Genomic DNA, 25,180 nt, shown 5'->3' with positions numbered 1-25,180 from the left:
GTGACGGCCGCGGCGCCGCGGCGGGATCCGGGTGGACGGGCCGGGTCCGGGTGGACGGGCCGGGTCCGGGTGGACGGGCACCGGGCAGGCGCGGACAGCCTTGGACAGGCCCCACCCCCTGACCGGCCTGGGAAGTGGACACCACCTGGCGCCAGCCTGTGTGCCGTGCACGTCGCCACACGGATGCGCACACATACGCACACGCACACCTACGTTCTCCAAGGAGTCTTCACCATGACGTCCCGTCCGCCCCGTGCCCTGACCGTGATGCTCGCCGCCGCGGCCTTCTGCGCGACCACCGCCGCCACCGCCACGACCGCCCACGCCGCACAGAGCGCCGAACGACGCGCACCGCGGATCGTCACCGACTGGGCCCGCGCCTGGAACGGCACCGACTCCCGGGCGCTCGGCGCCCTGTTCACCGTTGACGGCACCTACACCGACCAGGCCGTGGGCATCACCTTCCGCGGCCGCGAGGAGATCTCCGGTTGGAAGGCCCGCGCCGACCGCCTCATCGACAACGTCCGCGTCACCGTGCGCACCGCGCACCGCGACGGTGACCGGATCACCGTCGAAGCCATCTACTCGGGCCGTCTCAAGGGCGCGCCCAAGCCCTTCGCCGTGCCGATGACCACCCTCCTCGACGTCGACAAGAACCGGTGCCGCATCACCTCCGACGAGGACCACTACAGCCTCGCCACCGTCCTCGCCCAGTCCGGCCTGCCCGCCGACTGGACCCCGCCCGCCTCCTGACCAGTGGTGGAGCGCGAACCCGCGCAGTGGTGGCACCGACCGGGCAGGGCCTTCGTCCTGCCCGGTCAGGTGCGGGGTGGGGGTCCGGGGAGGCTGCCCGGGGCGTAGGGCATCATCAGGTTCCTGTGCACCGCTCTTCGAGGGATCAGATGATGAGACGCTCCGTACCCGCGGCCTTGGCCGTCCTGCTCGTAGCCGCCGCCACGGCAGGCTGCGGCGGGCAGACTTCGAAGGCGGTCGCCGAAGGTTCGGCGACGCCGGCCCTCCCCGCCACGAGCAGTCCGGCCGCCCCGGTCAAGGCGCCCCCGCTCTCGGAGGAAGAGGCGCGGGGCATCGTGAAGGACCTCACCGCAAAGGTCGAGGCCGACAACTTCGACGCCGAGTACTGGAAGGGCATAACCGAGGGCCCCCTGCTGGAGCAGCAGCTCGCCGTCGTGGAAACCAGCAGGAAGTACGGCACCGAGCGGCCGTCGGTCCCCAGCGACTCCCCGCCGAAGAACGACTCCGCCGTGCACATCTGGAGCACCGGCAAGGACGACGGCAGCGATAGGTGGATCCTCGGCGCCCACGAGGTGGAGGGTCACACGGTCGGCGAAGCCAAGGGCGAGACCGTGCTGCGCTGGTCGCTCTTCCACCAGCAGCGCACGGGCGCGCCCTGGCTCGCGGCCTTCCTCGCCCGCGCACCCGAGACGACGGCCCTGCCCGGGGTCGCCGTCGGGCCCGACGGCCGAGCGGTGACCGGCGCAGACGCGGCGGGGCTCGCCGCCGACCCCGCGAAGGTCTGCGGGCAGTACGGCGACTACCTGCACACCGACACCGGTGCGGGCGGCGTCAAGTGGAGTCAGGACGTCGCCGACGTGAAGGCGGCCTCCGCCGCAGGTCTCAAGGCCATGCGCAAGGACCTCGGCAAGGGTGCCAAGCTCGATGTCGCCGTCGACGTCAACCGCGCCCCGCACGGACCCGTCTGGCGCACCACGGACGGTGGCGCGCTCGTCGCCTGCACCGCCGTCAGCAAGGTGTACACGGAGCTCGGCCCGGGACGTGCGACGACGTTCAGCAGCAGCGGCTGGGCCGGTACGACGGGCATCCCGTGGGCCTCCTACACCCAGCGGATCATGGGCCTGACCGTGCTGAAGGTTCCGGCGGGCGCCTCGGGTGAAGTGTCCGTCGCGGCCGAGTCGAACCTGCCGTACTCCTTCGAAGGCACCAAGTCCACCGGCTGACCGATCCGACGGGCATGCGGGGCAGCCGGACGCCGGGTGTCCCGCCCACCCGGGCATCGGCCGGGACCACTTCCTGACCACTTCCCGAGCACTTCCCGACGAATCACTCATGCGATGTCCGTTCGGAAGCCATAGCATCGCGCCATGCCCCATACGCCGCCGTCCCGAGTCGAGTTGTGCCCGCTCACCCTCGCCGACGAGGAGGAGTTCTGCGCGCTCGTGAGAGCCAGCACCGAGCTCCACTCGCCGTGGATGCAACTACCCGCGACCGCCGCACAGTTCCGGACCTGGATGAGCCGCTTCGACGACGGCGGCAACGAGGGCTTCGTGATCCGCGTTCGCGACGGCGGTGCGGCTGCCGGCCTGGTCAACATCAACTCGATCATCCGGGGCCGGTACCAGGGCGCGTCGCTCGGCTACGCGGCCTTCGCCCCGTCCGCGGGCCGGGGTTACCTGACCGAGGGGCTCACCCTCGCCCTGGAGTACGCCTTCACCGACCTGCGGCTCCACCGCCTGGAGGCCAACATCCAGCCGGGCAACAAGGCGTCCTTGTGCTTGATCCAGCGACTGGGTTTCGGCTATGACGGCCTGTCGCCCGCCTACCTCTACATCGAGGGGGCCTGGCGCGACCACGAACGTTGGTCCCTCACCGCTCCCGCTCCCTGGACGCCCGACCCTTCTCTTCCCGAGTTCTAGGCACGGCCTCGGCGGGACTCGATCCCGCGCGCCGCCAGGATTCCCGGCGCCTCGGGGATCGTGTGCTCCCACGCGCCCCCGTCCGCGAAGACCTTGAGGTTCGGCAGCCCGGTCATCGTCCGGGGACCGGACGTCGAAGCGGTCGCCCTCGCCGTCCCCGGCCCGCAACGTGGCAGCGGAAGCAACCTGTACGGGGGTTCGCGCGTCATGCAGCCGGGGGGTGGGTCCACGGACTGTCCCACCGGGGTCCATTCCGCCCGGTTCGCCCCGGCTGCCGACGCCCGTCGCCTGCTCCTGCTCCTGCTCCTGCTCCTGTCACGCACCGTGCACCACGCACCACGCACGTCGAGAGGTTTCCCATGCCCGTGGTCAGTCCCGAATTCAGCGTCCTGTCCGAGGACTTCGCCGCCGACCCCTACCGCTGGTTCGCCCGGCTGAGGGGGCGGGCCCCGGTGCACCACGAGCCCGTCATCGACAGCTACTTCGTCTCCCGTTACGAGGACGTCGAACGGGTGCTGACCGACCACGAGGCGTTCACCACCGAGACCCTGCAGGTGCGCGCCGAGCCGGTGATGCGCGGGCCGGTCCTCGCCCAGATGACCGGGGCCGAGCACACCGCCAAGCGAAAGATCGTCGTACGGAGCTTCACCGGCCGGGCCCTCCGGCACCAGATGCGCGCCATTCGTTCCAACGCCGCCGAGCTCATGGCTCCGTTCCTCCCCCGCGGTCGCATGGACCTGGTCAACGACTTCGGTAAACCCTTGGCCATCCATGTGACGCTCGACGTGCTCGGGTTGGACAAGAGGGACGGGCAGCGGGTGGCCGCCTGGCACAGCGGGGTCGCCGAGTTCATCACCAGCATGGCGCTCACTCCCGCGCGCCGCCGGCACTGTCTGGACTGCGCCGAACAGTTGGAGGCCTACCTCCTCCCCGTCATCGAGCAGCGGCGCCGCCATCCCGGCGAGGATCTGATATCGCAGCTGTGCACCGCCGAGTTCGACGGCATCGCCATGAGCAACCGTGACGTCACCGCCCTGATCATCAACGTGCTGGCCGCGGCGACCGAACCCGCGGACAAGACCCTGGCCCTGCTCTTCAAGCACCTCATAGACCACCCCGAGCAGTTGGCCCGGGTTCGTCGGGATCCGGAGCTGCTGCCCGCCGCGATCGCCGAGACCCTGCGCTACACCCCGCCGGTCCAGCTCATTCCCCGCCAGGCTCAGGAGGACGCCGTGTTCGCCGGTGGGACCGTCCCGGCGGGTGCCACCGTGTTCTGCATGATCGGCGCGGCGAACCGTGACCCCGACGCCTTCACGGCCCCGGACACCTTCGACATCCACCGCCCCGACCTGGGCACCGCGCGCTCCTTCACCGCGGCCGCCCAGCACCTGGCCTTCGGAACCGGGCTGCACCAGTGCGTCGGTACCGCCTTCGCTCGCGCCGAGATCGAAACCGTCGCCGCGATGCTCCTGCCCCTGCTCGACGAGGTCCGGTTCAGCCCCGACTTCCGGTACCGCGAGACCGGCCTCTACACCCGGGGCCCCGTCGCCCTGCCCCTGGACTTCACTCCCGTCCGTGCGGGCGCCACCGCCCGCGACTGACCTCCCCCTCGCTCCCCACCCCACCTCCTCCCTCAGGCGAAGACAGCGATGACACACACCGACATCACCCGAGCCCTCAACGACCTGCTGTTCACCCCGGGCCTCGACCTCTCCGAGGCCATCGACAGGCACTTCACCCCCGACTACCGTCAGCGCACCAACGGTGTGTGGAGCGACCGGGCCGACTTCACCCAGCACATGACGCGTCTGCGCTCCCTGGTCCGCAGCGGACGCATCGAGGTCCACGAGGAACTCCGCGACGGACCGAAGTACGCCGACCGTCATACCGTCACCATCAGCCTGCACAACGGGCGCACCTCGCGCACGGAGGTGTACCTCTTCGCCCAGCTGGCTCCGGACGGACGCTTCCAGCGTGTCGAGGAGACCACTCTCCTCGTCGAGGGCCATGCCGACGACCGGGACCTCGGGCTCATCAAGTGAGGCCGGCGGCCCTTTCTGGGCATCCAACTCTGCATGGAACCACGGCATTTGCCGGGCAGCAGCGCTTCGCACCCCGCACCCCGGCGCGGGACGGCTCCGTTACGATCTCCACCGGAGTAGCGGCCCCGGAGGCGGAATCGGCCTCCCGAGCGCCGGGTGCCACACCTCATTCCCACGAGTGCGCTGCCCGGCCCCGGCCGTCGGAGCCGGGGCGTGCACTCCTCAATCGCTGGATCAAGGGGGTTGGCCGCCATGGTGTCCGTGGGGGAAAGACTGAGCAGGGCCCGCGTGCGGGCCTTCGTCGGTCGGGACGAGGAACTCGGGCGCTTCCAGGAGGCTTTGGCCGGGGATCCGCGGGCGCCGTTCGCGTTCTACGTGTGCGGGCCGGGCGGTATCGGGAAGTCGACGCTGCTGCGGCGGCTGGCGGACCACGCGCGTACGGCGGGCCGGCTGCTCGTCGAGCTCGACGGCCGGTTCGTCAGCCGGGACCCGGCCGATTTCGAGCGTGCCGCCGGGCCCTTCCTCGACGTTCCGGGCACGGTCCTGTTCGTGGACTCCTTCGAGCACTGCCAGTGGCTGGAGAGCTGGCTGTGGCACCACTTCCTGCCCCGCGCCGCGGACGACGCGCTGGTCGTCCTGGCCGGACGGCGCGCCCCGCAGCCGCAGTGGACCGCCGACCCCGCCTGGTCCACGCTGCTGCACGTGACCGAGCTGGAGCCGTTCTCCACGGAACAGGCCAGGCACCTGCTGGTCGCGGCGCAGATCCGGCCCGAGCTACGGGACCGGGTGCTCCGCTTCGCCGGTGGCAACCCGCTGGCCCTGTCCCTCGCGGCGGCGACGGGGTCGGCCGGCTGCGGCAGTGAGGAGATCTGGGCCCCGTCCGCGGACGTCCTGCGCACCCTGCTGGCGGGGTTGATCGGTGAGGTGCCCACGGCCGCGCACCGCCGCGCGCTGGAGGTGGCGGCGCAGGCGCACTCGACGTCCGAGGAACTACTCGCCGCGGTGTTGCCCGCCGAGGACGCCCATCTGCTCTTCTCCTGGCTGCGGGACCTCCCCTTCATGGAGTCCACGCTCCGAGGGCTCCACCCGCACGACGCCGCGCGCGAGACGCTGGCCGCCGATCTGCGCTGGCGTGCGCCCAACGCGTTCGAGACGATGCGCCGGCGCTTGGCGGACGAGTACCTGCGGCTCCTGCGCGAGGGGCCCGAGGACCGGGGATGGACGGTCACCGATGAGCTCTTCTACCTCTTCCGGGAGGGCGAGACCCTGGCGCGGCTCCGCACCTGGTCACGCGAGGACGAGGTGCACGACCGTCCGCTGCACCCGGACGACCTCGAGCTCGTACTGGGCATGGCCGAGGAGACCGAAGGGCCCGCCTCCGCGGAACTGGTCCGGTACTGGGCGCAGCGCCAGCCGCGGGCCTTCAGCGTCTACCGCTTGGTGAGCACGGGCCGGATCGTGGCTTTCACCGCGCGCCTGGCCCTGCCCTCCCCTCCCGACCCGCAGGACCTGGCCACCGACCCGGTCGTCGCCGCCGCCTGGCGGTACACGGATGCCACCGATCCGGTGAGGGACGGCGAACACATCGGCGTGAGCCGTTTCACGATCTACCCCGAGAAGTATCAGGTTCCCTCGCGGGTCATCGACCTGAGCAGTTCCCGGGCCCAGGCGGAGGCGGCCAGGGCCCGGGGCCGGGCGTACGGTTTCGCCGTGTACCAGGACGCCGAGACCTGGGGCGAGCGCGTCAAGGGCACCCTCACCGACACCGGGGCGCGCCCGCGGGTCGGTGCCCACACGTACGGGGTGTTCGGGGTCGACTGGCGTCGGACACCCGTGGAGACGTGGCTCCAGCGGTTCATATCGGCCACCGACATGAGCGACGTCCCCGTCCGGTCCGGGCCGTCGCCGCTCTCGCGCAACGCGTTCGACCAAGCCGTGCGCGAGGCCTTGGCGCACTGGCGCGATGCGAGCGGCTTCGCCGCCTGCGCCCTGCTGCGGACCCGGCTCGCGGCCGACTTCGACGAGCCCGTCGCCGCGTTGCGCACCCTGCTGCGCGAGGCCGTCGACGACCTCGCGCGCGACCCGCGCGGGGTGCGCGCCCGCGAGGCCCTGGCCGCGGGCCACTTCTCCGGGGCGCCCACCCAGGAGGCGGCGGCCCGTCGCCTGGGGCTTCCGTACGGCACCTACCGGCGCCACCTGCGCCAGGGCCTGGACCTGCTCTGCGAGGCCCTGTGGCAGCGGGAGCTGCACGGCTCGGGGGGTGCGTAGCGGGCGGTTCCCCGGGCAGGGTCGGGGCATGACCACGATGCTCGGCGCCTTCGTCATCGGCACTCCCGACCCACCCGCACTTGCCGACTTCTACCGGGCCCTGCTGGGCTGGGAGGAGGTCGAACGAGAGCCGCACCGGGTTCGGCTGCGCTCCCCGGAACGGGAGCGCCCCGGCCTCAGTTTCCAGCTGGAGGTCGACCACGCTCCCCCGGTGTGGCCGCAGCGGCCCGGTACCCAGCAGATGCAGGCCCACCTGGACCTTCAGGTCGACGACCTGGAGGCGGAGACCGAGCGCGCCCTCGCCCTGGGCGCGACGCCGGCGGAGCATCAGCCGCAGGACGGCGTGCGCGTCCTGCGGGACCCGCACGGCCATCCCTTCTGCCTGTTCCTTCCGGGCCGTTGAGGCCCTGACCGCCGCCCCGCCACGCAGCCCCGGTCTGCCGCCCGGCGGCGGCCGGTCAGTGCACCTCGATTCCGATGAGGCAGGTGTCGTCGTCGGTGTCGGAGGCGGTGTGGGTCAGCATGTTGTCGAGCCGCTTCTCCAGGGAGTCCGCAGTTCGGGACGCGACGGTGAGCAGCTGGGACAGCGAGTCCGTGACCGCGATGTCGCGGCGTTCGACGAGGCCGTCGGTGTACATGAGCAGGACGTCGTCCGCCTGGAGTTGTACTTCTTCTTCCACGAAGGTCGGCTCGGGCAACGCTCCGAGGAGCATGCCCCCGGTGAGGGGGAAGGCCTTCGCCCGGGTGCCGCGGACCAGGACGGGTGGCAGGTGGCCCGCGCGGGCCCATCGCAGGGTGCGGGTCTCGGGGTCGAAGATGCCGCAGACGGCGGTGGCGGTGAGGTGGCTGGTGAGGTGGAAGGCGACGCTGTTGAGCCAGGTGAGCAGTTGCGCGGGGCCGGCCCCGGTGACGGCGAGGCCGCGCAGGGCGTTGCGCAGGACGACCATGCCGGTGGCGGCCTGGACGCCGTGGCCCGCGACGTCTCCGACGCTGAGGAGGACCTTGTTGTCGGGCAGGACGACGGAGTCGTACCAGTCGCCGCCGACGAACGCCTCGGTTTCCGCGGGTCGGTAGCGGACGGCGATGCGCAGTCCCGGTACCTCCAGGGGGGCGGGGGCGGGCGGCATGATCGCGTGCTGGAGCTGGAGGGCGAGCCGGTTGCGGTCGGCGGATTCGGCTTCGCTGTCGGCGAGTTGATCGCGCGTGGCGGCGAGGGCCACCTCGGTCCAGTGCTGGGACGAGACGTCCTGGCAGGCGCCCCGGATCGCGTGGAGCCGGCCGCGGTCGTTCAACACGGGCTCGGCCACCATGCGGATGTGGCGGGTGATGCCGTCCGGGCGCAGGAGACGGAAGTCGACGGATGACTCGCGTTGGCGGTGCAGGAGGGTGCGCAGGAACCGGCCGATGGAGTTGACGTCGTGGGGGTGCGCGTGGGCGGCGAGGTCTTCGAGGGCCACGGGGGAGGCTGTGAGGGGGAGGCCGAAGAGGGTGAAGAGCTGACCGTTCCAGGTGGTCTTCCCGGTGGTCACGTTCTGCTCGAAGCCGCCGACTCTGCCCAGCCGTTGGGCGTGTTGCAGCAGGCTGGCCAGTCGTGCGGTCTCGTCCTCGATCTTCCAGATGAGCAGGAGCGCCGCACCGTGCCGGCTGATGCCCACGTCGGCGACGGTCGTCAGGGGGACGTCGCCGACGAACGCGGTCAGGGCCGTACTGAGGACCTGGCAGGCTTCCCCGGTGGCGTAGACCCGCTCCAGCGTGTCGAAGAGGCCGCCGCCCTCGGCGGCGGCCGGGTACGCCTCCAGGAAGCGGGCTCCGGTGACGAGGGACCGGGGTCGCCCGGCGGGGTCGACGAAGCGGCTGTTGGTGTGGTGGATGCGGAAGTCCGCGAGGCGGCCGTCGTCGTCGAGGGCGGGGGTGAGGACGAGGGCGGGGTCGTGGAGGTGGTCGGTGAGGTCGGTGAGTTCGGCGACGGCTCCGGGGTGGGGGGCGTCACCGGCGGTGCCGGCCGGGTGGGGTGACTGCTCCTCCAGGGTGTGGGCGCACAGCTCGGCCAGGGCCTCCAGCTGGCGCAGGACCTGCGGGGGCTGTGGGGGCAGGGCCTGGGGCCAGGCGATCTCCAGGACGCCGTGGATGCGTCCGCCGGTGCCGGAGGGGACCATGACGCGTCCCCCGTCGGGGTGCGGCCGGCGGCCGATGGTGGGGATGCCGGCCTCGGACAGGCTGGTGACGACCGTGAGGTCGCGGTTGGTCAGCGCCAGACGGGCGCAGGTGGCGACCTCGGGCGGTACGTACCGCCAGCGGGCGGCGTCCTCCTGGGTGAAGCCGGCTTGGCCGACCAGGGTCAGGGAGGAGTCGGCCGCGGCGATCCAGATCGCGACGCCGTGGGCGCCAAGGGGGCGCAGCGCGTTCTCCAGCAGGGCGGTGGCCACGGCTTGTGCGTCGCCGGCGGCGAGCACGCTGCTTTCGGCCGTGCGCAGCCGTACGGCCGGCGCCGTGGTGTCGGGTGCGGGGATCCCGACGGCGGTTTCCAGGAAGTGCTGCGCTATTTCGCTGACCCGGTCGCGGGCTGACTGGTTGATGATGTCGACGGCCAGCGCGAGGACGGTGGTGCCGGACTGTTCGGCCAGCGTGGTCAGCTGCCGGGAGGCTTCGGTGGGGCCGCACCCCAGGCGTCCCACCAGGATGCCCTTGGCCATCTCGACCAGGGCTCGTCCCTCGGCGGCCGACTGGGCGTCCAGCGCCTCCTGGCGCAGCCGCTCCACGGTGGCGGCGAGTCGTCCCGCCCCGTGCGGTTCGGCGCCGGACGGCAGGGCCGGCGGTTCGGCGTCGGACAGTGGTCGGGGTGCGCGCGTGCCGGGCACCGCCGGGGCGGCGGTGTCCGTGACGGTCCGGTCGTGCGGCTGGGGGGCGAGGGATTCGTCGGGGGTGGTGTTCACCGTGCGTCGGGTTTCTCCGTGGCGTGGACTGGGGTGGCGGGGTCAGGCGCGGGGGGCGTCCGGGGTTCCTTGCGAGGGCAGCCAACGGCGCAGGCGCAGGATGAGGTCGTTGGCGTCGACGGGCTTGGTGACGTAGTCGCTGGCCCCGGAGGCGAGGCTCTTCTCCCGGTCCCCCGGCATGGCCTTGGCGGTGACGGAGATGATGGGCAGGTCGGCGTACCGGGGCATGCGCCTGATCTCCGTCGTGGCCGCGTAGCCGTCCAGTTCCGGCATCATCACGTCCATGAGGATCAGGTCGATCCCCGGGGTGCTGGTCAGCGTCTCGATGCCCTTGCGGCCGTTCTCGGCGTGGAGGACCTGCAGGCCGTGCAGTTCGAGGATCCCGCTGATCGCGTACAGGTTGCGGGGGTCGTCGTCGACGACGAGGACGGAGCGTCCGGCCAGGCCGGTGTCCACGACGGGGTGCTCGGGTGCGGGGAGGTCGGCGTCGAGGCGTACGAGGGGCAGGACGTCTCCGGGGCGTTCCGCGAACAGGTGCAGGGCGATGCGTTCGCGCAGCTCGTCGAGGCTGGAGAGCACTTCGAGCGGCTGGGTGGTGGCGCGCAGCGCGATCTCCTCCTGCTGCGCGCGCGTCATGCGGCGGTTGTCGTGGGCGAGGACCGGCATGGAGGCGAGGGCCGTGTCACCCGCGAGGTCCTGGAGGAAGCGCATGGCTTCGCCGTCGGGGTCGAGTTCGAGGACCACGCAGTGGAACGGTGACTGCGCCAGGACGTCGGCCGCGTCCGCGGCGGTGACGGCGGTGACGACCACGGGTTGGTCGGCCGGACCCGCGGTCGCGCGGCCGGCGGTCAGGTCGGCCGCGGCGCTCTCGGCGACGAGGCTCAGGAGGCCGTTGCTGCGCTGTTCGATCACCAGGAGGCGTCGGGGGTGGCGGGCGTCCTCGGTCGGGGCGCTGTCGCCGTGCTGTTCGCCGGGGTCGCCGTCGGACGCTTCCAGGGCCGGGGCGGCCGTCTCGCGATCGGCGAGGTCGGGGCGTGAGACGGGAAGGTAGAGGGTGAAGGTGGAGCCTTCGCCCGGGATGCTGTGGGCGGTCACCGCGCCGCCGAGGAGGCGGGCGATCTCCCGGGTGATGGACAGGCCGAGGCCGGTGCCGCCGTACTTGCGGCTGGTGGTGCCGTCCGCCTGCTGGAACGCGGCGAAGATGACTTCCAGCTGCTGCTCCGCGATCCCGATGCCGGTGTCGATGACCCGGAAGGCCACTACGGATCCGGACTGGGCGAGCTCCGCGGGGACCTCCGCCGGGGAGGCGGGTTCGATCCGTACCTGGACCTGGCCGCGTTCGGTGAACTTCACCGCGTTGGAGAGCAGGTTGCGCAGGATCTGTTGCAGGCGCGCGTCGTCGGTGAGGAGGTCCACCGGGACGCCCGTCGCGGTCGTGATGTCGAAGTCGAGACCCTTTTGGCTGGTCAGGGGCCTGAACGAGGCTTCGACGTAATCGAGCAGCTTCTTCAGCGAGACCCGCTCGGGGTTGATGTCCATCTTCCCGGCCTCGACCTTGGACAGGTCGAGGATGTCGTTGATGAGCTGGAGGAGGTCGGAGCCGGCGGAGTGGATGATGCCCGCGTACTCGACCTGCTTGGGGGTGAGGTTGCGGCTCGGGTTCTGCGACAGGAGCTGGGCGAGGATCAACAGGCTGTTCAGCGGGGTGCGCAGCTCGTGGCTCATGTTGGCCAGGAACTCCGACTTGTACTTGGAGGCCAGGGACAGCTGCTGGGCCCGGTCCTCCAGTTCCTGGCGGGCCTGCTCGATCTCCAGGTTCTTCGTCTCGATGTCGCGGTTCTGGGTGGCGAGGAGGGCGGCCTTCTCCTCCAGCTCGGCGTTCGAGCGTTGCAGTTCGTCCTGCTGGACCTGGAGCTGCTCGGAGCGGGCCTGGAGCTCGCCGGTGAGGCGCTGGGACTCGCCGAGGAGTTCGTCCGTGCGGGCGTTGGCGACGATCGTGCTGACGTTGACGCCGACGGTCTCCATCAGGCGGCCGAGGAAGTCGCGGTGCACGGGCGTGAACGGGCTGAAGGAGGCCAGCTCGATGACGCCGAGCACCTGGTCCTCGACGAGGATCGGCAGGACGATGAGGTTGGCGGGGGCGGCGGCGCCCAGCCCGGAGGAGATCAGGTAGCCGGGCGGCACGTTGTCGGTGGCGAGGATGCGGCGGCTGCGCGCGGCCTGCCCCACCAGGGTTTCGCCGTGCTTGACCCGCTGGAGGCTGTCGGCGGGCCGGCCGTAGGAGCCGATCAGGGTGAGCCACGCCTGTCCGTCGGCCTCTTCGCCGAGGTAGAAGGCGCCGTAGCTGGCGTCGACGAGGGGGGTCAGCTCGTCCATGACGAGCTCGGCGACGACCGCCAGGTCCCGGTGTCCCTGCATCAGGCCGGAGATCTGCGCCAGGTTGGACTTGAGCCAGTCCTGTTCCTGGTTGGCCCGGGTGGTCTCGCGCAGCGAGCCGACCATCGAGTTGATGTTGTCCTTGAGTTCGGCGACCTCGCCGGAGGCGTCGACGGTGATGGACCGGGTGAGGTCGCCCTCCGCGACGGCGCTGGCGACCTCGGCGATGGCGCGGACCTGCTGGGTGAGGTTTCCGGCGAGTTCGTTGACGTTCTCGGTGAGCCGCTTCCACGTCCCCGAGACGCCCTCGACCTCGGCCTGACCGCCGAGGCGGCCTTCGCTGCCGACCTCGCGCGCCACGCGGGTGACCTCGGCTGCGAAGGAGGACAGCTGGTCGACCATCGTGTTGATGGTGGTCTTCAGTTCCAGGATCTCGCCGCGGGCGTCCACGTCGATCTTCTTGGAGAGGTCCCCGTTGGCGACGGCGGTGGTCACCAGCGCGATGTTGCGGACCTGGCCGGTGAGGTTGTTCGCCATGGAGTTGACGTTGTCGGTGAGGTCCTTCCAGGTGCCGGCGACGTTGGGTACCCGGGCCTGTCCGCCGAGTCGGCCCTCGGTGCCGACCTCGCGCGCCACGCGGGTGACCTCGTCGGCGAACGCCGACAGCGTGTCGACCATCGTGTTGATCACCCCGGCCAGTGCGGCGACCTCGCCCTTGGCCTCGACGGTGATCTTCTGCGACAGGTCGCCGCGCGCGACGGCGGTGGCGACCTGGGCGATGGAACGGACCTGGCCGGTCAGGTTCGAGGCCATGACGTTGACGTTGTCGGTGAGGTCCTTCCAGGTTCCCGAGACCCCCCGCACCGTGGCCTGACCGCCCAGGTTGCCTTCGGTGCCGACCTCGCGGGCCACGCGGGTGACCTCGTCGGCGAACGCCGACAGCTGGTCGACCATCGTGTTGATGGTCTCCTTCAGCTCCAGGATCTCGCCGCGCGCGTCGACGCGGATCTTCTGCGACAGGTCGCCCTGCGCGACCGCGGTGGTGACCTCCGCGATCGAGCGGACCTGCGCCGTCAGGTTGTCGGCCATGAAGTTGACGGAGTCGGTCAGGTCCCGCCAGGTGCCCGAGACGCCCTTCACGTCGGCCTGACCGCCGAGCCGTCCGTCCGTGCCCACCTCGCGGGCCACGCGGGTGACCTCGTCGGCGAACGCCGACAGTTGGTCGACCATCGTGTTGATGGTGGTCTTCAGTTCCAGGATCTCGCCGCGCGCGTTCACCCGGACCTTCTGCGACAGGTCGCCCTGCGCCACCGCGGTGGCGACCTGGGCGATGGAACGCACCTGCGAGGTCAGGTTCCCGGCCATGAAGTTCACGGAGTCGGTCAGGTCCCGCCAGGTGCCCGAGACGCCCTTCACGTCGGCCTGACCGCCGAGGATGCCCTCGGTTCCGACCTCGCGGGCCATGCGGGTGACTTCTCCCGCGAACGCGGACAACTGGTCGACCATCGTGTTGATGGTGTTCTTGAGCTCCAGGATCTCGCCGCGCGCGTCGACGGCGATCTTCTGGGACAGGTCGCCCTGGGCGACCGCCGTGGTCACCTGGGCGATGTTGCGGACCTGGTCGGTGAGGTTGCCGGCCATGAAGTTCACGGAATCGGTGAGGTCGCGCCACACGCCGGCGACGCCGGGGACCTCGGCCTGGCCGCCGAGGCGTCCCTCGCTGCCGACCTCGCGGGCCACGCGGGTGACCTCGTCGGCGAAGGAGGACAGCTGGTCGACCATCGTGTTGACGGTGTCCTTCAGCTCCAGGATCTCCCCCCGGGCCGCGACGTCGATCTTCTGCGACAGGTCACCGCGCGCCACCGCCGTGGCCACCTGGGCGATGTCGCGCACCTGGGTGGTCAGGTTGCCGGCCATCGCGTTGACGGAGTCCGTCAGATCGGCCCAGGTACCCGACACCCCGGGCACGACGGCCTGACCGCCCAGGGTCCCCTCCGTGCCGACCTCCCGGGCGACACGCGTCACCTCCGAGGTGAACAGGGACAGTTGGTCGACCATCCCGTTGAAGACCGTTGCGATCTCCCCGAGGAGGCCATCGGCCTCGTCCGGCAGCCGGGTACCGAAATCACCGTCGCGCACCGCCGTCAGCCCGGCGAGGAGCTGACGCAGTTCCGGCTCCCCCACCGCCCCCGTCGCCCCAGCACCCGCGCGTGTTTCCGCCGGCTTGCTCATCCCTGCCCCATCTCAGTCTGCCCTTGGGCCGCGCCGCGATCCTCCGGCGGGCCGGGGACAAGTCCACCACACCCCGCGCGAGCTCCGAAGCACAGTCCTGTTAACTCCGCACCGCCGCCGGCCCACCGTGCCCCGGATCCGCCGGGTGGGCGCCGAGCCGGCCCGCGAACCACCGGGCGGCGGCGAGCACCCTCGGGTATCGGGGCTCGATCGGAAGGGCCCGGGACGTGGCGGGCAAGCGCCCCCAAAACAGCCGCGTCGGCGACCGTTTGGGATCGGCCGCGGTGGATACACGCGAGGACACGGGACGTTCCGGAGCACGGGGAACCTCTCGCAGCGGACCTGGGTCGCGGGGCCCTTCCCCCCCGGCCTCGCGACCGGGTCCGGTCGTACCGCGCTCTGCCGCCCGGCTCCGCACGGCGCTCGGACACTCCTCAGCCCCTCGACGCGGGCACCGGGGAACCGACAAGCCCCCGGCGACGACGCTCCAGCGTCGCCCCCGGGCTCCGGAGTCCTACGACAGCGGTCCGGTACGTACGACGACCGCGGCCCCGGGGGTACCACGACCGGGCCGGCCACACCGAAACCGGCCGTCGGCGATCAGCCGGTGGTCGGTTTCGGTGCGGGCAGGGTCGCGGCGCGGTCGGCGACCAGGCGGATCGCCGCGATCGTGAGGTCCGGGTCGTGGAGCTGGACGTAGTGGTCGCTGCCGGTCGCCAGCAGGTGCGGGGTCTGCGGCCGCAGGCCCACCAATGCCTGCTGGGCCTTGGGCCAGGCCGTTTCGAGTGTGGCGAGCAGACCCTTGTCCATGGCGGCCGGCGCCGCGAAGGGTGCCGTCTTGCTGAGCACCGCGACCGGGACCGGTGGTAGCGGGCCGCCCCGGTCGATGGCGTCGACCCCGCCGTCGATGTCGACCTGTTCGAAGTCCGGGTCGCCGTCGAAGGACGTACCGGGGTGTCGCAGCGATGCGACGTACGCCGCCCAGTCCGCCCCCATCGCCGGCTTCAGCCCGGGCCCCAGGGCGTCCACCAGGACCAGCCCGCGCGTCCGGTCGGGGTGCTCCTGCGCGTACCGCAGGGCCAGCATCCCGCCGAAGGAGTGCCCCACCAGCAGGTAGGGGCCCGGTACCCGGCCGGCGCTCAGCACCCGGTCCAGGTCGCCGACCATGTCGGGCAGCGCCCGGGTTCCCCGTACCGGCGTGCTGCGGTTGGTGAGCGTGGGTGGCTGGGTGTAGCGGAGGGTGCCGGGCCGGTCGTACGTGCACACCCGGGTGAACGCGGCGACGCCGGGCAGCACGGCGGGGGTTTTCGGCACGGGCGGGGTGGTGTCGGTCAGCGACCACGGGTCGGCCGACTCGTGGAGGCCGGACAGCAGCACGACGGTGGGGCTCCCGGAACCCGAACATTGCAGGTGGAGGCTCCGTCCGCCGCCGATGTCCACCGACCGACCGGCGTCCCCGCCATCGGGCCCGGGCGTTGCCGCCGCCAGGAGGAGGGCACCCGCCGCGGCCGCCAGCGCACCACGCGCACGCCATCGCATGTGCCCATCGTCCCCCGCGCCGGGCCCGGCCGCCTCCGGGCGCCGGGCGGGGTCTCACGATCGGTGGTGCGCGTTACCCGCCGGGTCGGGCGACGGCCCCGTTGTCCGCGGCGGCGGACTTCCCGAAGACCTTGACGGCCTGGTAGTAGGTCCAGGCGGTCGAGTCGCACGAGGTGCGACCGGCTCCCGAGTAGGCGGCGCAGACCCGCTTCAGGTCGGCGTGGAAGGCGTCGTCGAGCCGCGCCTTGTTGGCGCTGAACGCCCCTGCCGCCTTGTAGTTGCGGTAGCCGAAGTCGTGTCGGGCGCAGGACATCCGGAACGGGAAGCCCAACGGGTTGTCCGGGGAGGACGAGCAGTAGTCGGTCGACCAGTCGAAGCCGTAGGCCGACCAGGCGGCCCGGTCGCCGCGGGCGGCGACCCAGGAGTTGTGAGCGGCGGCGCTGATCTGCGTCCAGCCGCTCAGGACCTGGGGCTTGTCGGCCGGGGCGGCGGCGGCCGATGTGGCCAGGGCGACGACGCCGGCCGCCACGGCGGCGGTCACGGCGGTGAGCTGACGACGCAACGGGATCCTCCGGGAACGGTGCGCCGGGAGCCCCCGGCGCCGATGCGCACGAGTCCGGGAGCCCCCGATGTCTCGAACGCTCAGGTCTGGCACTGCTTCGTGGCCGCGGGTGACCAGCCGCTCCAGGCGGCGCCGTCGGCGCGGGCGTGCACGCGGATCTCGACCCGGACGGGGCCGCACACGCGGGTCGAGCTGCCCACCTCGACGGGCCCGATGGCCTCGCCCGCCCGGACGTGGGTGCGACCACTGCCGAGCTTCTCCCAGTGGCCACCGTCGACGACGCGGAAGAACGCCTCGTAGGCGACGTTCACCGCCTTCGTGCCCGTGTTGCGCGCCTTGATGTGTGCCGTGATCTCCCGCGTGGGGAACCGACCGGCTGAGCCCCGTTGGGCGCTGATGCAGCCGTTGATGGCCACCCGGCCGGTGGATACTCCGCCGCCGCAGGCGATGGCCGCCGCGTGGGCTTCGGCCGGCAGGGTGAGCAGGGTGAGCGCGGCCGCGCCCAGGATCGTTCCGGTGCGCCTCAGGTGCAATGTCCCGTTCCCGTCCATGAGTCCGTTTCGTCTGGGAAGACCATGGCGGGTTCCGGGGTACGAAGTGCAGGGCCCCGGGGGGTCTTTCACTCAAAGGAGGACAAAGAGCCGCACCGTCGATCGCGTTGTCATACTTTCGGGCGGGTCGGCGGCGCACTCCACCCCCTACCTCCGGGGTGTGACCCGGATCACCCCCCGGGGAAAACCCTCCGCCCCGGACGTACGTCTAGCAGGTGTGAAACGAGTGTGGGCGGCAGCGCCGCAGGAATGTGACGAGGAGCGCCTCCTCCGACGCGTGGCCCGGGGCGACCGGGCCGCCTTCGAGGAGTTGTACCGGCGCACGTCGCCGTGGCTGGCGGTACGACTGCGGCGCCGTTGCGACGATCAGCAGATCGTCGCCGAGGTCATGCAGGAGACGTACCTGGCGGTGTGGCGGGCCGCGGGCTCCTTCGCCGGGAGCAGGACCGGGGGAACGGCCGTGGGATGGCTGTGGACGATCGCGGCCCGTCGGCTCGTCGACGCGTTCCGGCGCCGGGCCCACCACGCGCAACCACCGCTCGCCTACGCCCCGCTCGCCGTGGCACCCGCCGCCGAGGAGGAGGCGCTGCTGGCCACCGTGGGCGGTGACGTCGGGGACGCGCTGCGGCGCCTGGCTCCGGAACTCAGAGAGGTGTTGCAGGCCATGGTGCTCGACGGACTGTCCGTCCGGGAGACATCCGTTCTGCTCGGACTGCCCGAGGGAACGGTCAAGACCCGCGCCCGCAGGGCCCGGATCGCGATGCGGGAGGCGCTGGCATGACCGGGGAACACGCGTCGGCACGGCTCATCGACGGGTACGCGCGCGGCGACACGCGTCTCGCCGTGGACGAGGTGTGGGCCCTGGAGGCCCACTTGGAGGGGTGCCCGGTCTGCCGTGACCGGCTGTCGGCCGCCGTCACGACGCAGGCGCCCGCCGTGCTCGCGCTGACCGAAGCCGTCTGGTCCGATCTCGCGCCCCGGCTGGCCTCGGCCGTCCCCGCGCCGCCGCGGCGCCGCCGGGCACGACTGAGGACCTGGACGACTCCCGCCATGACGCCGTGGTTGGCCATGGTCGTGGCCGTGACCGTGCTCGCGCTGCTGCTGGACCTGATGGAACCCGGCTCCGGCCGGGTGTCGCTGGTGCTGCTGCTCGCGCCCGTCCTGCCGGTGGGCGGGGTGGCCGCCTCCTGGTCGCGCGGGCTGGACCCGGCGTACGAGTTGACGGCGTCCACGCCCAGGGCGGGCCTGCACCTGGTGCTGCGGCGCACCGCCTCCGTGCTCGCCGTGGTGATCCCCGCGCTGCTGGCGGGAGGCTGGTCCACGGGGGTGTCGGCCGCCCAATGGCTGCTGCCCTGCCTGGCCTTCACGTCGATGACGCTGGCCCTGGGCGCGCTGATCGGCGTGACCCGCGCCGCGGTCGCCCTGGTGGCCGCGTGGGTCGCGGTGGTGGTGGCGCCGACCCTGGTCACCAGCCGTACGGCGGTCGCCCTGCAGGCGGACGGGTTGCCGGTGTGGGGATTGCTCCTCGCGCTCGGCGTCGCCGTCGTGATCGCCCGCAGGGGCGCGTACGCCGACCTGGGAGCCCACCGTTGAACGTGTACGCCCCTTCCCGACGCCCCCGAACGACCGCACGAGAGAAGAGGAAGAGCACGATGCCCTCAGTGAGCAGGGACGACATCGCTCCCACCCCGTACGCCTGGGAGATCCGGGCGACCGGGCTACGGGTCAGGGTGGGACGCGACCGGATGGCCGTCGACGGTCTCGATCTGTCGCTGGGCACCGGCGTACACGGTCTCCTCGGTCCCAACGGGGCGGGCAAGACCACCCTCATCCGGGCACTGGCCACCGTGCTGCGACCGGCCGGGGGTGAGTTGGAGTTGCTCGGGGAGTCCGTGGGCGGGCGGGGCGAGTTCCGTGCGCTGCGCCGCCGCATCGGCTACCTGCCGCAGGAGTTCGGCTACTACAAGCGGTTCACCGTGCGCGAGTTCGTGGAGTACATGGCGTGGCTGAAGGAGGTGCCGACGGCGGACATCCCCGCGGCGGTGCAGCGCGCCGTGGAGCGGGTCGGCCTGGCCGACCGCGCCGACGACCGGATGAAGACCCTGTCGGGCGGGATGGTGCGGCGGGCCGGCATCGCCCAGGCCATCGTCAACGACCCGTCGATCCTGCTGCTGGACGAACCGACGGTCGGCCTGGATCCGGCGCAGCGGCTGCGCCTGCGCGAACTGCTCCTGGAGTTGGGGACGGACGCCTGCGTGCTCGTGTCGACCCATCTGGTGGAGGACGTGGCGGCGGCCTGCACGGACGTCGTGCTCTTCGCCGAGGGCCGGCTGGTCTTCCAGGGCACTCCGGGCGAGCTGGCCGCGGCGGGCGGCCCGGAACACGTGGGCGACAGCCCGCTGGAGCGCGGTTACTCGGCTCTGTTGGTCGACCCGGTACGGACGAGGGGGGCCTGGTGAACCTCCGCATCCCGCTCATCGAACTGAGGCGCTCCGTCGCCCCGTGGGCCGGCGCCGTCGTCCTGGTGGCCGCGCTCGCGTTCCTGCACCTGCTCAACGGGCCGTGGTGGAACGGCACCGCGCTGTGGACGGCCCAGTGGACCTCCATGGCCATGTGGACCCGGTACCCGCTGGTCTTCCTGTGGCCCGTCGCCGTGGGACTCGGGGCCCTCCAAGGGCTGCGCGACCAGCGCTCACGGATGTCCGAACTGCTCACGAGTACCCCGCGCCCCGCGCGGCACCGCGCGGCCGCCCTGGCCGGCCCGACGGCGTTCGCGCTCGTGTCGGCCTTCGGGCTGATCGTCCTCCTGGGTGCGGTACGGGTCCTGGCCGGCGACGCCTCGTACGCGCACCTCGGTTGGCTGCCCATTTCCCTGGTGGGGGCGCTCGCCTTGGCCGCGGGGGCCGTCCTGGGCATGGGGATCGCACGGGTCGTGCCCTCCGTGCTCACCCCGCCCGCACTGGCCGTGGGCACCTTCCTGCTCGCGAGTTTCTTCCGGCAGACCACGGACGGAGCGCTGCCGACCGCCGCCGTGCCGAACCGTCTGTCGCTGCTGTCGCCGACGGTGGCGGAGGCACGCGAACCGCTCCTGACACTGGCCGTCCCCGTCCACCTCGGGCAGACGGTGTGGCTGCTCGGCATGGCCGCGACGGGCCTCGCGCTGCTGGCCGCCGCCACGCCGCGCGGCCGGCTGCTCGCCCTCACCCCGCTGCTGGCGGGCGGGGCCGTCGCGCTGCTCGTATTCCCGGCCGCCCCGCGCGGTACGTACGTCCTCGATCGGGCCGCGGCGGCGCAGGTGTGCGACGGGCCGGTGTGCGTGACGGCCGCCCAACGGGCCCGGCTCGACGACCTGTCGGGTCCGGGCAAGGAGGCGCTGCGCCTGCTGCGCGACGCCCTGGGCGACCGGGCGCCCGTCGCCGTCCACGAGGCCACCCTCCCGCGCGCGCTCGGTGACACCCCGGAGCGGGCGCCCGGGTTCCTGCTCGTCGACTTCGACGACGGGATGCTCGGCGGCGCGCGCGGGGAGGGGCTGACCCGGGCCCTGGTCGCCCAGGGCTTGGCCCCGGTGTGCTTCCCCCGCAGCAACACCGAGAGCGGCACCCTGCCGGACGCCGCCGCGCAGAGCATCGGTGCGGCCTGGGTGCTCGGTGGGGAGCCCCGGCCGCTCGACGGGACCATGCACCGGGCGAGCGACCAGGACGCCCTGACCCGGCCGGTGTGGGAACGGTTCACGGCGCTCGCGCCCGCGGAGCAGCGGGCGCGGATCGGCGCCATGCACACGGCAGCCGTCTCCTGCTCGGGCGACGCGCTCGACGCCCTGACCGGCGGTGCGCCGCGGTGAGGTGGCTGACGCTGTACGCCCGTTCGCGGCAGGTGCCCGCCTCGCTGGCCGCGTTGCTGATCAGCGCGCCGGTGGTGTGGGCCCTGTCCGGGATCGGCGGTGGGGGCCCGTGGGATCCGCGCGCCTCCACGCTCCTGCTCGCCGCGGGTGCGACGGCGGTCTCCGTCGGGCTGGGCGGGCAGGACCTCGCGCTGGACCGGACGGCCGCGATCCGCTGGATGCCGCGCAGGGCGGCGCACGTACTGCTCTGCGGCGCGCTGATCGGCGGGGTACTGCTCGCGGTGCGGACGTTGAGCGGGCAGCCCGCCTCCACCGCGTTCGTCCTGCGCAACAGCGCGGGACTGATGGGCCTCGTCGCGCTCGGGGCGGCCTGGTACGGGAAGCAGTACGCCTGGATCCTGCCGTTCGCCTGGATGTCGGTCTGCTTCGTCGCCCCGTCCGCGCCGGACGCCGCGACGCAGGTCCTGACCTGGATGCTGCTGCCGCCGGACGCGGCGGTGGGCGCCTGGACGGCCCTCGTCCTGGCCGTCACGGGCATGACGGCGTACGCCGTCGGGGGCCCGAGGCGTTAGAGGGTGCGGACCCGCCCGGACGGGGGCTCGCCGCGTCCGTGGCCGCTCGACCCGCGGGAACGCTGTCGGGCCCCGGCCGTCCGGGCGCGTCGGCGCCGGACGCGGTGGGGCTGTCCCCACCGTCGGACGGGGGCGGGCCGCAGTGAAACGGCGTCGACCGTACGGCAGGGTGAGCGGGACGGCCCCGATCGCCGCTGCGGCCGGTGCGCCGGGCGGTGCGGGCCGGGGCGTGCCGTCCGGTCGTCAGCCGCCGCTCCTGCGGGGCCGGCGGGCCGCCGTCCGCGCACCCGATCGAGCCCGAGGAGCCACCTTGCCCGGCCCAGCAGCCCCCTTCCGGCGGGCAGTCACCCCCGCCCGCGCCCTCGCGGCGCTCGTCGTCCTCGCCGCGGCGCTCCTCTTCGCCTTCGTCGTCGCCCCGCGCACCTTGGCGGCGCGCGGAGCGCACCAGGAGTTCGCCGGGCAGGGCGACCTCGTCGCCGCCTCGGGTGAAGCCTTCGTCGGGTACTGGGGTTCCGGTGGCCGCGCCCTCACACCGGACCTGGAGCGGCTCGTCGACTACTGGTACCGCTACCACGTGGCCAAGGGCGTGATCGCGGCGCTCCTGCTGATCGTGCTCGTGCTGGTCGGCGTTCTCCTGTGGAAGGCGTTCCTGCGGACCGGCGGTGACGGCGCGGTGGGCCGGACCGTCCTCGCGTCGGCCGGGGTCCTCGACGCCGTGCTCGTACTGGCCGCCGCGGCGGCGGTGATGGCCAACGTCCAGGGCGCTGCCGCGCCCCTCTCCTCGCTGTTGTCGATGCTGCCGACCGGTGGCGGCGGGGAGATCGGCAGCACGATCGACCAGATCGGGCCGCACCTGGCCGGTGCTTCCGGTACGGGTGGGCGGACCCCGCCCGCGCTGGGGGCGATGGTCGACGACTTCTCATGGTTCCACGCGGTGATGGCCGTGATCGCGGGGGTCGTGGCGGTGGTCTTCGCCGGGATCGGCGTGTGGTTCCGCACCCGGTTCGCGAGGGCTCGGTCGTCCGACCGGCGAACGAGGCGCCTGTGGGCGGCGTTCGGCGCCCTGGCGGCCCTCTCGACCCTGGTCATGGTCGTCGTCTGTGTCGCCAACGTGTCCACCGCGGCGCGTCCGGAGCCCGCGCTCCTGGCCTTTTTCGAGGGCGGCACGCTCTGACGCCCCGATCACGCGCCGGCCCGATCACGGGCCCGGGCTCGGGTTCAGGGGCGTTCGCCGTACTGGAGCACGCCGCCGACCGAGAAGCAGAGGGCGCCCAGCAGGGTGCCCCAGTTGGCGATGTCCGCGTTGAGCTCGCTGCCGGTGATCCGGGGGGTGAAGGCGGCGAGCGCGGAGATCATGAACAGGACCGAGCCGAGCTGGTTGACGGCGACGATCCACCAGCCGAGGTCGCGCGCGAGCACCCGTACCCGACCGTGGCAGACCTCGACGAACGACAGGTGCCCGGACACCAGGAAGAACACGCACCCGATCACGTCGGGGGTCCAGATCAGCCGGTTGATCTGCTGGACGCTCAGGCCCTGGAGGAACGAGTCCAGCAGGTTCACGCCGAACACCAGGGTGCCGGCGAACAGCGCGAACACGCACAGCCAGTCCAGGTGCATCGGTTCGTAGCTCCACCACCGCCACCGCCGGGTGACCAGGGCGTCGGCGCCCTCGGGGACGTGCCGGGGGGCGTTGATCACCTGGAGCAGGGAGACGTAGCCGCCCGCGTTGAAGAACAGGCCGCCGGCGAAGTAGACACCGGCGCTGGTCATCGCGTCGCCCGATCCGAACTGGGCGATGGTCGCCCCGGCCGCGAAGAGCGCGCCGCCGAGCACGAAGGCGACGGCGGCGATGGAGTTCAGGCGGCGCAGTCGTACGAGGCTCACGGCGTCGGCGCGCGCGTGCCGGGCGGTCGGCGCGCCCGGTGCGCGCACCGCGAGCACCCCCCGGCGGCGGGCCTGGCGCGACTCCCAGACGGCTTCGGCGCCGTCGGGCAGCCGCCAGGTGCGCCTGGTGGTGAATGGTCCGGCGCCCTCGACGGCGCGTAGTTCGGCCTGTCCCACGGGCCGAGCCTAGACCGCGCGCGCGGCCACCCCCTTGAGCGAAACACGGCAGTCGCCGCGCGCGGGGGCCGCGGCGCTCCCCGACCTGCCGCGGCCCGGCGCGGCCCTTCGGGTCCCGCCGCCTCCCTCGCCGCCGGCTCAGCTCGGGACGAGCGCGGTCCACTGCTCCCGGGTCGGGCCGTCGGGCCGGGGCGAGAAGTCCGGGTGGGCGGCCAGCCAGGCGGTGACGTGTCGGTCCACCTCGTCGGTGCCGTAGGCGTCGGCGGCCGGGCGCACGAGGTGGCGCACCTGGGCGCGGGCCCTCATCACGACCGGGTCGTCGAAGGCGCAGGCGGCCCGGGCGGCGGCCCACCGGTCCTCGGAGGGTGGTGAACTTCCCGCGAGACGTTGCTCGTTGGCGCGGTCGGCCCTCACCTGCGCGTCGTACCACGGCCGGAGTTCCCGCGTCGTCCAGGTGTGGTAGTCGGTGGGATCGTCCGCGATCCGGTCGACGTGGGCGGCGAGGTACTGGGCCGCGCGCAGGCCGAGGGCCGCGCCGTGGCCCAGGGTCGGGTTGGTGTGGATGAGGCTGTCCCCGGCGTTGACCAGGCCGGTCACGACGGGCCCGTCGTCGTCGGCCAGCCCGGTCCAGCGGTTGTCCAGGCCGGCCATCGCCAGGACGGGCGACTGCGGTTCGGGGGCCAGGTCGAGCCAGGCCGCGGTGGCGGGGAACAGGCGGGCCGCGGCCTCGAACACGGTCGGGTCGGTGAGCGCGCCGCGGATCGGATCGCCCGTGGAGAGCACCAGGTTCACCGCGAAGGTGTCGTTGTCGGAGGGGAAGACGCCGCCGAGCGCGAACGGCGCGGCCGAGCCGGTCATGACCCGGCCGGGGTCACGCGGACCGTCGGCGCGCAGGCGGTACCAGCGGCACAGGTAGGCGATGCCGGCTCGGTGGCTGTCGACCACGGGCGGACGGCAGCCGGCCGCCGTCAGCCAGCCGGGAACCGGCGAGCGGCGACCGGCCGCGTCGACGACGAGGTCGGCCGCGTACGCGTCGGTACCCACCCGTACCCCGGTGACGCGGGGCGGGCGGCCCTCCTCGATGGTGAGGCCGCGCACCTGATGGCCCCCTCGCACGTCGACGGCGCGTTCCCGCCGCACGGCCGCCGTCAGGGCGGCCTCCAACACGATGCGACGGGTGCGCAGGTTGATCAGGTCCTCATCGCCGGTCCGGTAGGGGGGATGCTCGCCGAACCAGTCGAAGTCGTGGTACTCCCGGGCCCCGCGCGCCAGCAAGTCCTCGTGGACATCGGGGATTTCGGCACGCAATACGGTGCGCACGGGGGCGAGGAACGAGTGGGGCTGGACGGCCTGCGGTGTCCGGGGTCTGTGCCAGTCGTAGAAGTCCCGGTTCAGGTCCTCGCCGGCCGCCCTCGTGTCCCGCTCGAACAACGTGACCGCGTGGCCCCGTCGGCCCAACATGAGCGCCGTCCCCAACCCACTGATTCCCCCACCGATCACCGCAACCCGCGCCACTGAGCTCCCCTTC

General features: G+C 72.6%; 20 protein-coding genes. 13 read left to right on the top strand and 7 right to left on the bottom strand.

Annotated features, from left to right (window positions below):
- The first annotated feature begins 234 nt into the window (after positions 1-234).
- The 7 genes from ACFY0I_RS12225 (at position 235) to ACFY0I_RS12195 (ending at position 7,385) form a co-directional block, all read left to right on the top strand.
- A complete protein-coding gene (locus ACFY0I_RS12225; protein ID WP_388893506.1) occupies positions 235-753 on the top strand; it encodes a nuclear transport factor 2 family protein in 519 nt (172 codons plus the stop codon).
- 152 nt (positions 754-905) lie between these two features.
- Positions 906-1,976 (top strand): hypothetical protein, encoded by a 1,071-nt coding sequence (locus tag ACFY0I_RS12220; protein WP_388893504.1) that lies wholly within the window; start codon positions 906-908, stop codon positions 1,974-1,976.
- Between the two features lie 144 nt (positions 1,977-2,120).
- The gene (locus ACFY0I_RS12215) at positions 2,121-2,672 is read left to right on the top strand and encodes a GNAT family N-acetyltransferase (protein ID WP_388893502.1); all 552 of its coding nucleotides are present in this window, start codon (positions 2,121-2,123) and stop codon (positions 2,670-2,672) included.
- Positions 2,673-3,031: 359 nt separating this feature from the next.
- Positions 3,032-4,273 (top strand): cytochrome P450, cyclodipeptide synthase-associated, encoded by a 1,242-nt coding sequence (locus tag ACFY0I_RS12210; protein WP_388893500.1) that lies wholly within the window; start codon positions 3,032-3,034, stop codon positions 4,271-4,273.
- Between the two features lie 48 nt (positions 4,274-4,321).
- A complete protein-coding gene (locus tag ACFY0I_RS12205; protein WP_388893498.1) occupies positions 4,322-4,714 on the top strand; it encodes a nuclear transport factor 2 family protein in 393 nt (130 codons plus the stop codon).
- Between the two features lie 261 nt (positions 4,715-4,975).
- On the top strand, positions 4,976-6,982 hold the full coding sequence (locus ACFY0I_RS12200; RefSeq protein ID WP_388893496.1) for an ATP-binding protein: 2,007 nt from the start codon (positions 4,976-4,978) through the stop codon (positions 6,980-6,982).
- Positions 6,983-7,010: 28 nt separating this feature from the next.
- Positions 7,011-7,385: a VOC family protein gene (locus ACFY0I_RS12195; protein ID WP_388893494.1), complete on the top strand. Its 375-nt coding sequence runs from the start codon at positions 7,011-7,013 to the stop codon at positions 7,383-7,385.
- Between the two features lie 55 nt (positions 7,386-7,440).
- Here ACFY0I_RS12195 and ACFY0I_RS12190 read toward each other — a convergent pair whose 3' ends face one another.
- The 5 genes from ACFY0I_RS12190 to ACFY0I_RS12170 form a co-directional block, all read right to left on the bottom strand.
- Positions 7,441-9,915: a SpoIIE family protein phosphatase gene (locus ACFY0I_RS12190; protein WP_388893492.1), complete on the bottom strand. Its 2,475-nt coding sequence runs from the start codon at positions 9,913-9,915 to the stop codon at positions 7,441-7,443.
- 42 nt (positions 9,916-9,957) lie between these two features.
- Positions 9,958-14,523 carry a HAMP domain-containing protein gene (locus tag ACFY0I_RS12185; protein ID WP_388893490.1) on the bottom strand — a complete coding sequence of 1,522 codons (4,566 nt, stop codon included), beginning with the start codon at positions 14,521-14,523 and terminating at the stop codon, positions 9,958-9,960.
- Between the two features lie 600 nt (positions 14,524-15,123).
- On the bottom strand, positions 15,124-16,062 hold the full coding sequence (locus ACFY0I_RS12180) for an alpha/beta fold hydrolase (RefSeq protein WP_388893488.1): 939 nt from the start codon (positions 16,060-16,062) through the stop codon (positions 15,124-15,126).
- Positions 16,063-16,135: 73 nt separating this feature from the next.
- Positions 16,136-16,624 (bottom strand): phospholipase, encoded by a 489-nt coding sequence (locus ACFY0I_RS12175; protein ID WP_388893486.1) that lies wholly within the window; start codon positions 16,622-16,624, stop codon positions 16,136-16,138.
- An 80-nt stretch (positions 16,625-16,704) separates the two neighbouring features.
- Positions 16,705-17,175: a hypothetical protein gene (locus tag ACFY0I_RS12170; RefSeq protein ID WP_388893484.1), complete on the bottom strand. Its 471-nt coding sequence runs from the start codon at positions 17,173-17,175 to the stop codon at positions 16,705-16,707.
- Between the two features lie 277 nt (positions 17,176-17,452).
- Between ACFY0I_RS12170 and ACFY0I_RS12165 the strand changes: the two genes are divergently transcribed.
- The 6 genes from ACFY0I_RS12165 (at position 17,453) to ACFY0I_RS12140 (ending at position 22,762) form a co-directional block, all read left to right on the top strand.
- The gene (locus ACFY0I_RS12165; protein ID WP_388893482.1) at positions 17,453-17,956 is read left to right on the top strand and encodes an RNA polymerase sigma factor; all 504 of its coding nucleotides are present in this window, start codon (positions 17,453-17,455) and stop codon (positions 17,954-17,956) included.
- Entirely contained in the window at positions 17,953-18,768 is an 816-nt protein-coding gene (locus ACFY0I_RS12160) for a zf-HC2 domain-containing protein (protein ID WP_388893480.1), read from the top strand. Before ACFY0I_RS12165 ends, ACFY0I_RS12160 begins: the two co-directional genes overlap by 4 nt.
- Positions 18,769-18,827: 59 nt before the next feature.
- A complete protein-coding gene (locus tag ACFY0I_RS12155) occupies positions 18,828-19,634 on the top strand; it encodes an ATP-binding cassette domain-containing protein (RefSeq protein ID WP_388893478.1) in 807 nt (268 codons plus the stop codon).
- Complete coding sequence (locus tag ACFY0I_RS12150; RefSeq protein WP_388893476.1) at positions 19,631-21,016, top strand: hypothetical protein; 1,386 nt, start codon at positions 19,631-19,633, stop codon at positions 21,014-21,016. Before ACFY0I_RS12155 ends, ACFY0I_RS12150 begins: the two co-directional genes overlap by 4 nt.
- Positions 21,013-21,588, top strand: coding sequence for a hypothetical protein (locus ACFY0I_RS12145; RefSeq protein ID WP_388893474.1), 576 nt, complete (start codon positions 21,013-21,015; stop codon positions 21,586-21,588). Before ACFY0I_RS12150 ends, ACFY0I_RS12145 begins: the two co-directional genes overlap by 4 nt.
- Before the next feature lie 310 nt (positions 21,589-21,898).
- Complete coding sequence (locus tag ACFY0I_RS12140; protein ID WP_388893472.1) at positions 21,899-22,762, top strand: hypothetical protein; 864 nt, start codon at positions 21,899-21,901, stop codon at positions 22,760-22,762.
- Positions 22,763-22,806: 44 nt separating this feature from the next.
- On the opposite strand, the gene ACFY0I_RS12135 is transcribed toward ACFY0I_RS12140, so the two are convergent.
- On the bottom strand, positions 22,807-23,652 hold the full coding sequence (locus tag ACFY0I_RS12135) for a hypothetical protein (RefSeq protein WP_388893470.1): 846 nt from the start codon (positions 23,650-23,652) through the stop codon (positions 22,807-22,809).
- Positions 23,653-23,790: 138 nt separating this feature from the next.
- Positions 23,791-25,167 (bottom strand): FAD-dependent oxidoreductase, encoded by a 1,377-nt coding sequence (locus ACFY0I_RS12130; RefSeq protein WP_388893468.1) that lies wholly within the window; start codon positions 25,165-25,167, stop codon positions 23,791-23,793.
- Between the last annotated feature and the right edge of the window lie 13 nt (positions 25,168-25,180).

It is taken from the genome of Streptomyces sp. NPDC001568 (assembly GCF_042893755.1).
Classification (GTDB): Bacteria; Actinomycetota; Actinomycetes; order Streptomycetales; family Streptomycetaceae; genus Streptomyces.
This window is presented reverse-complemented; position numbering and strand designations above follow the sequence as displayed.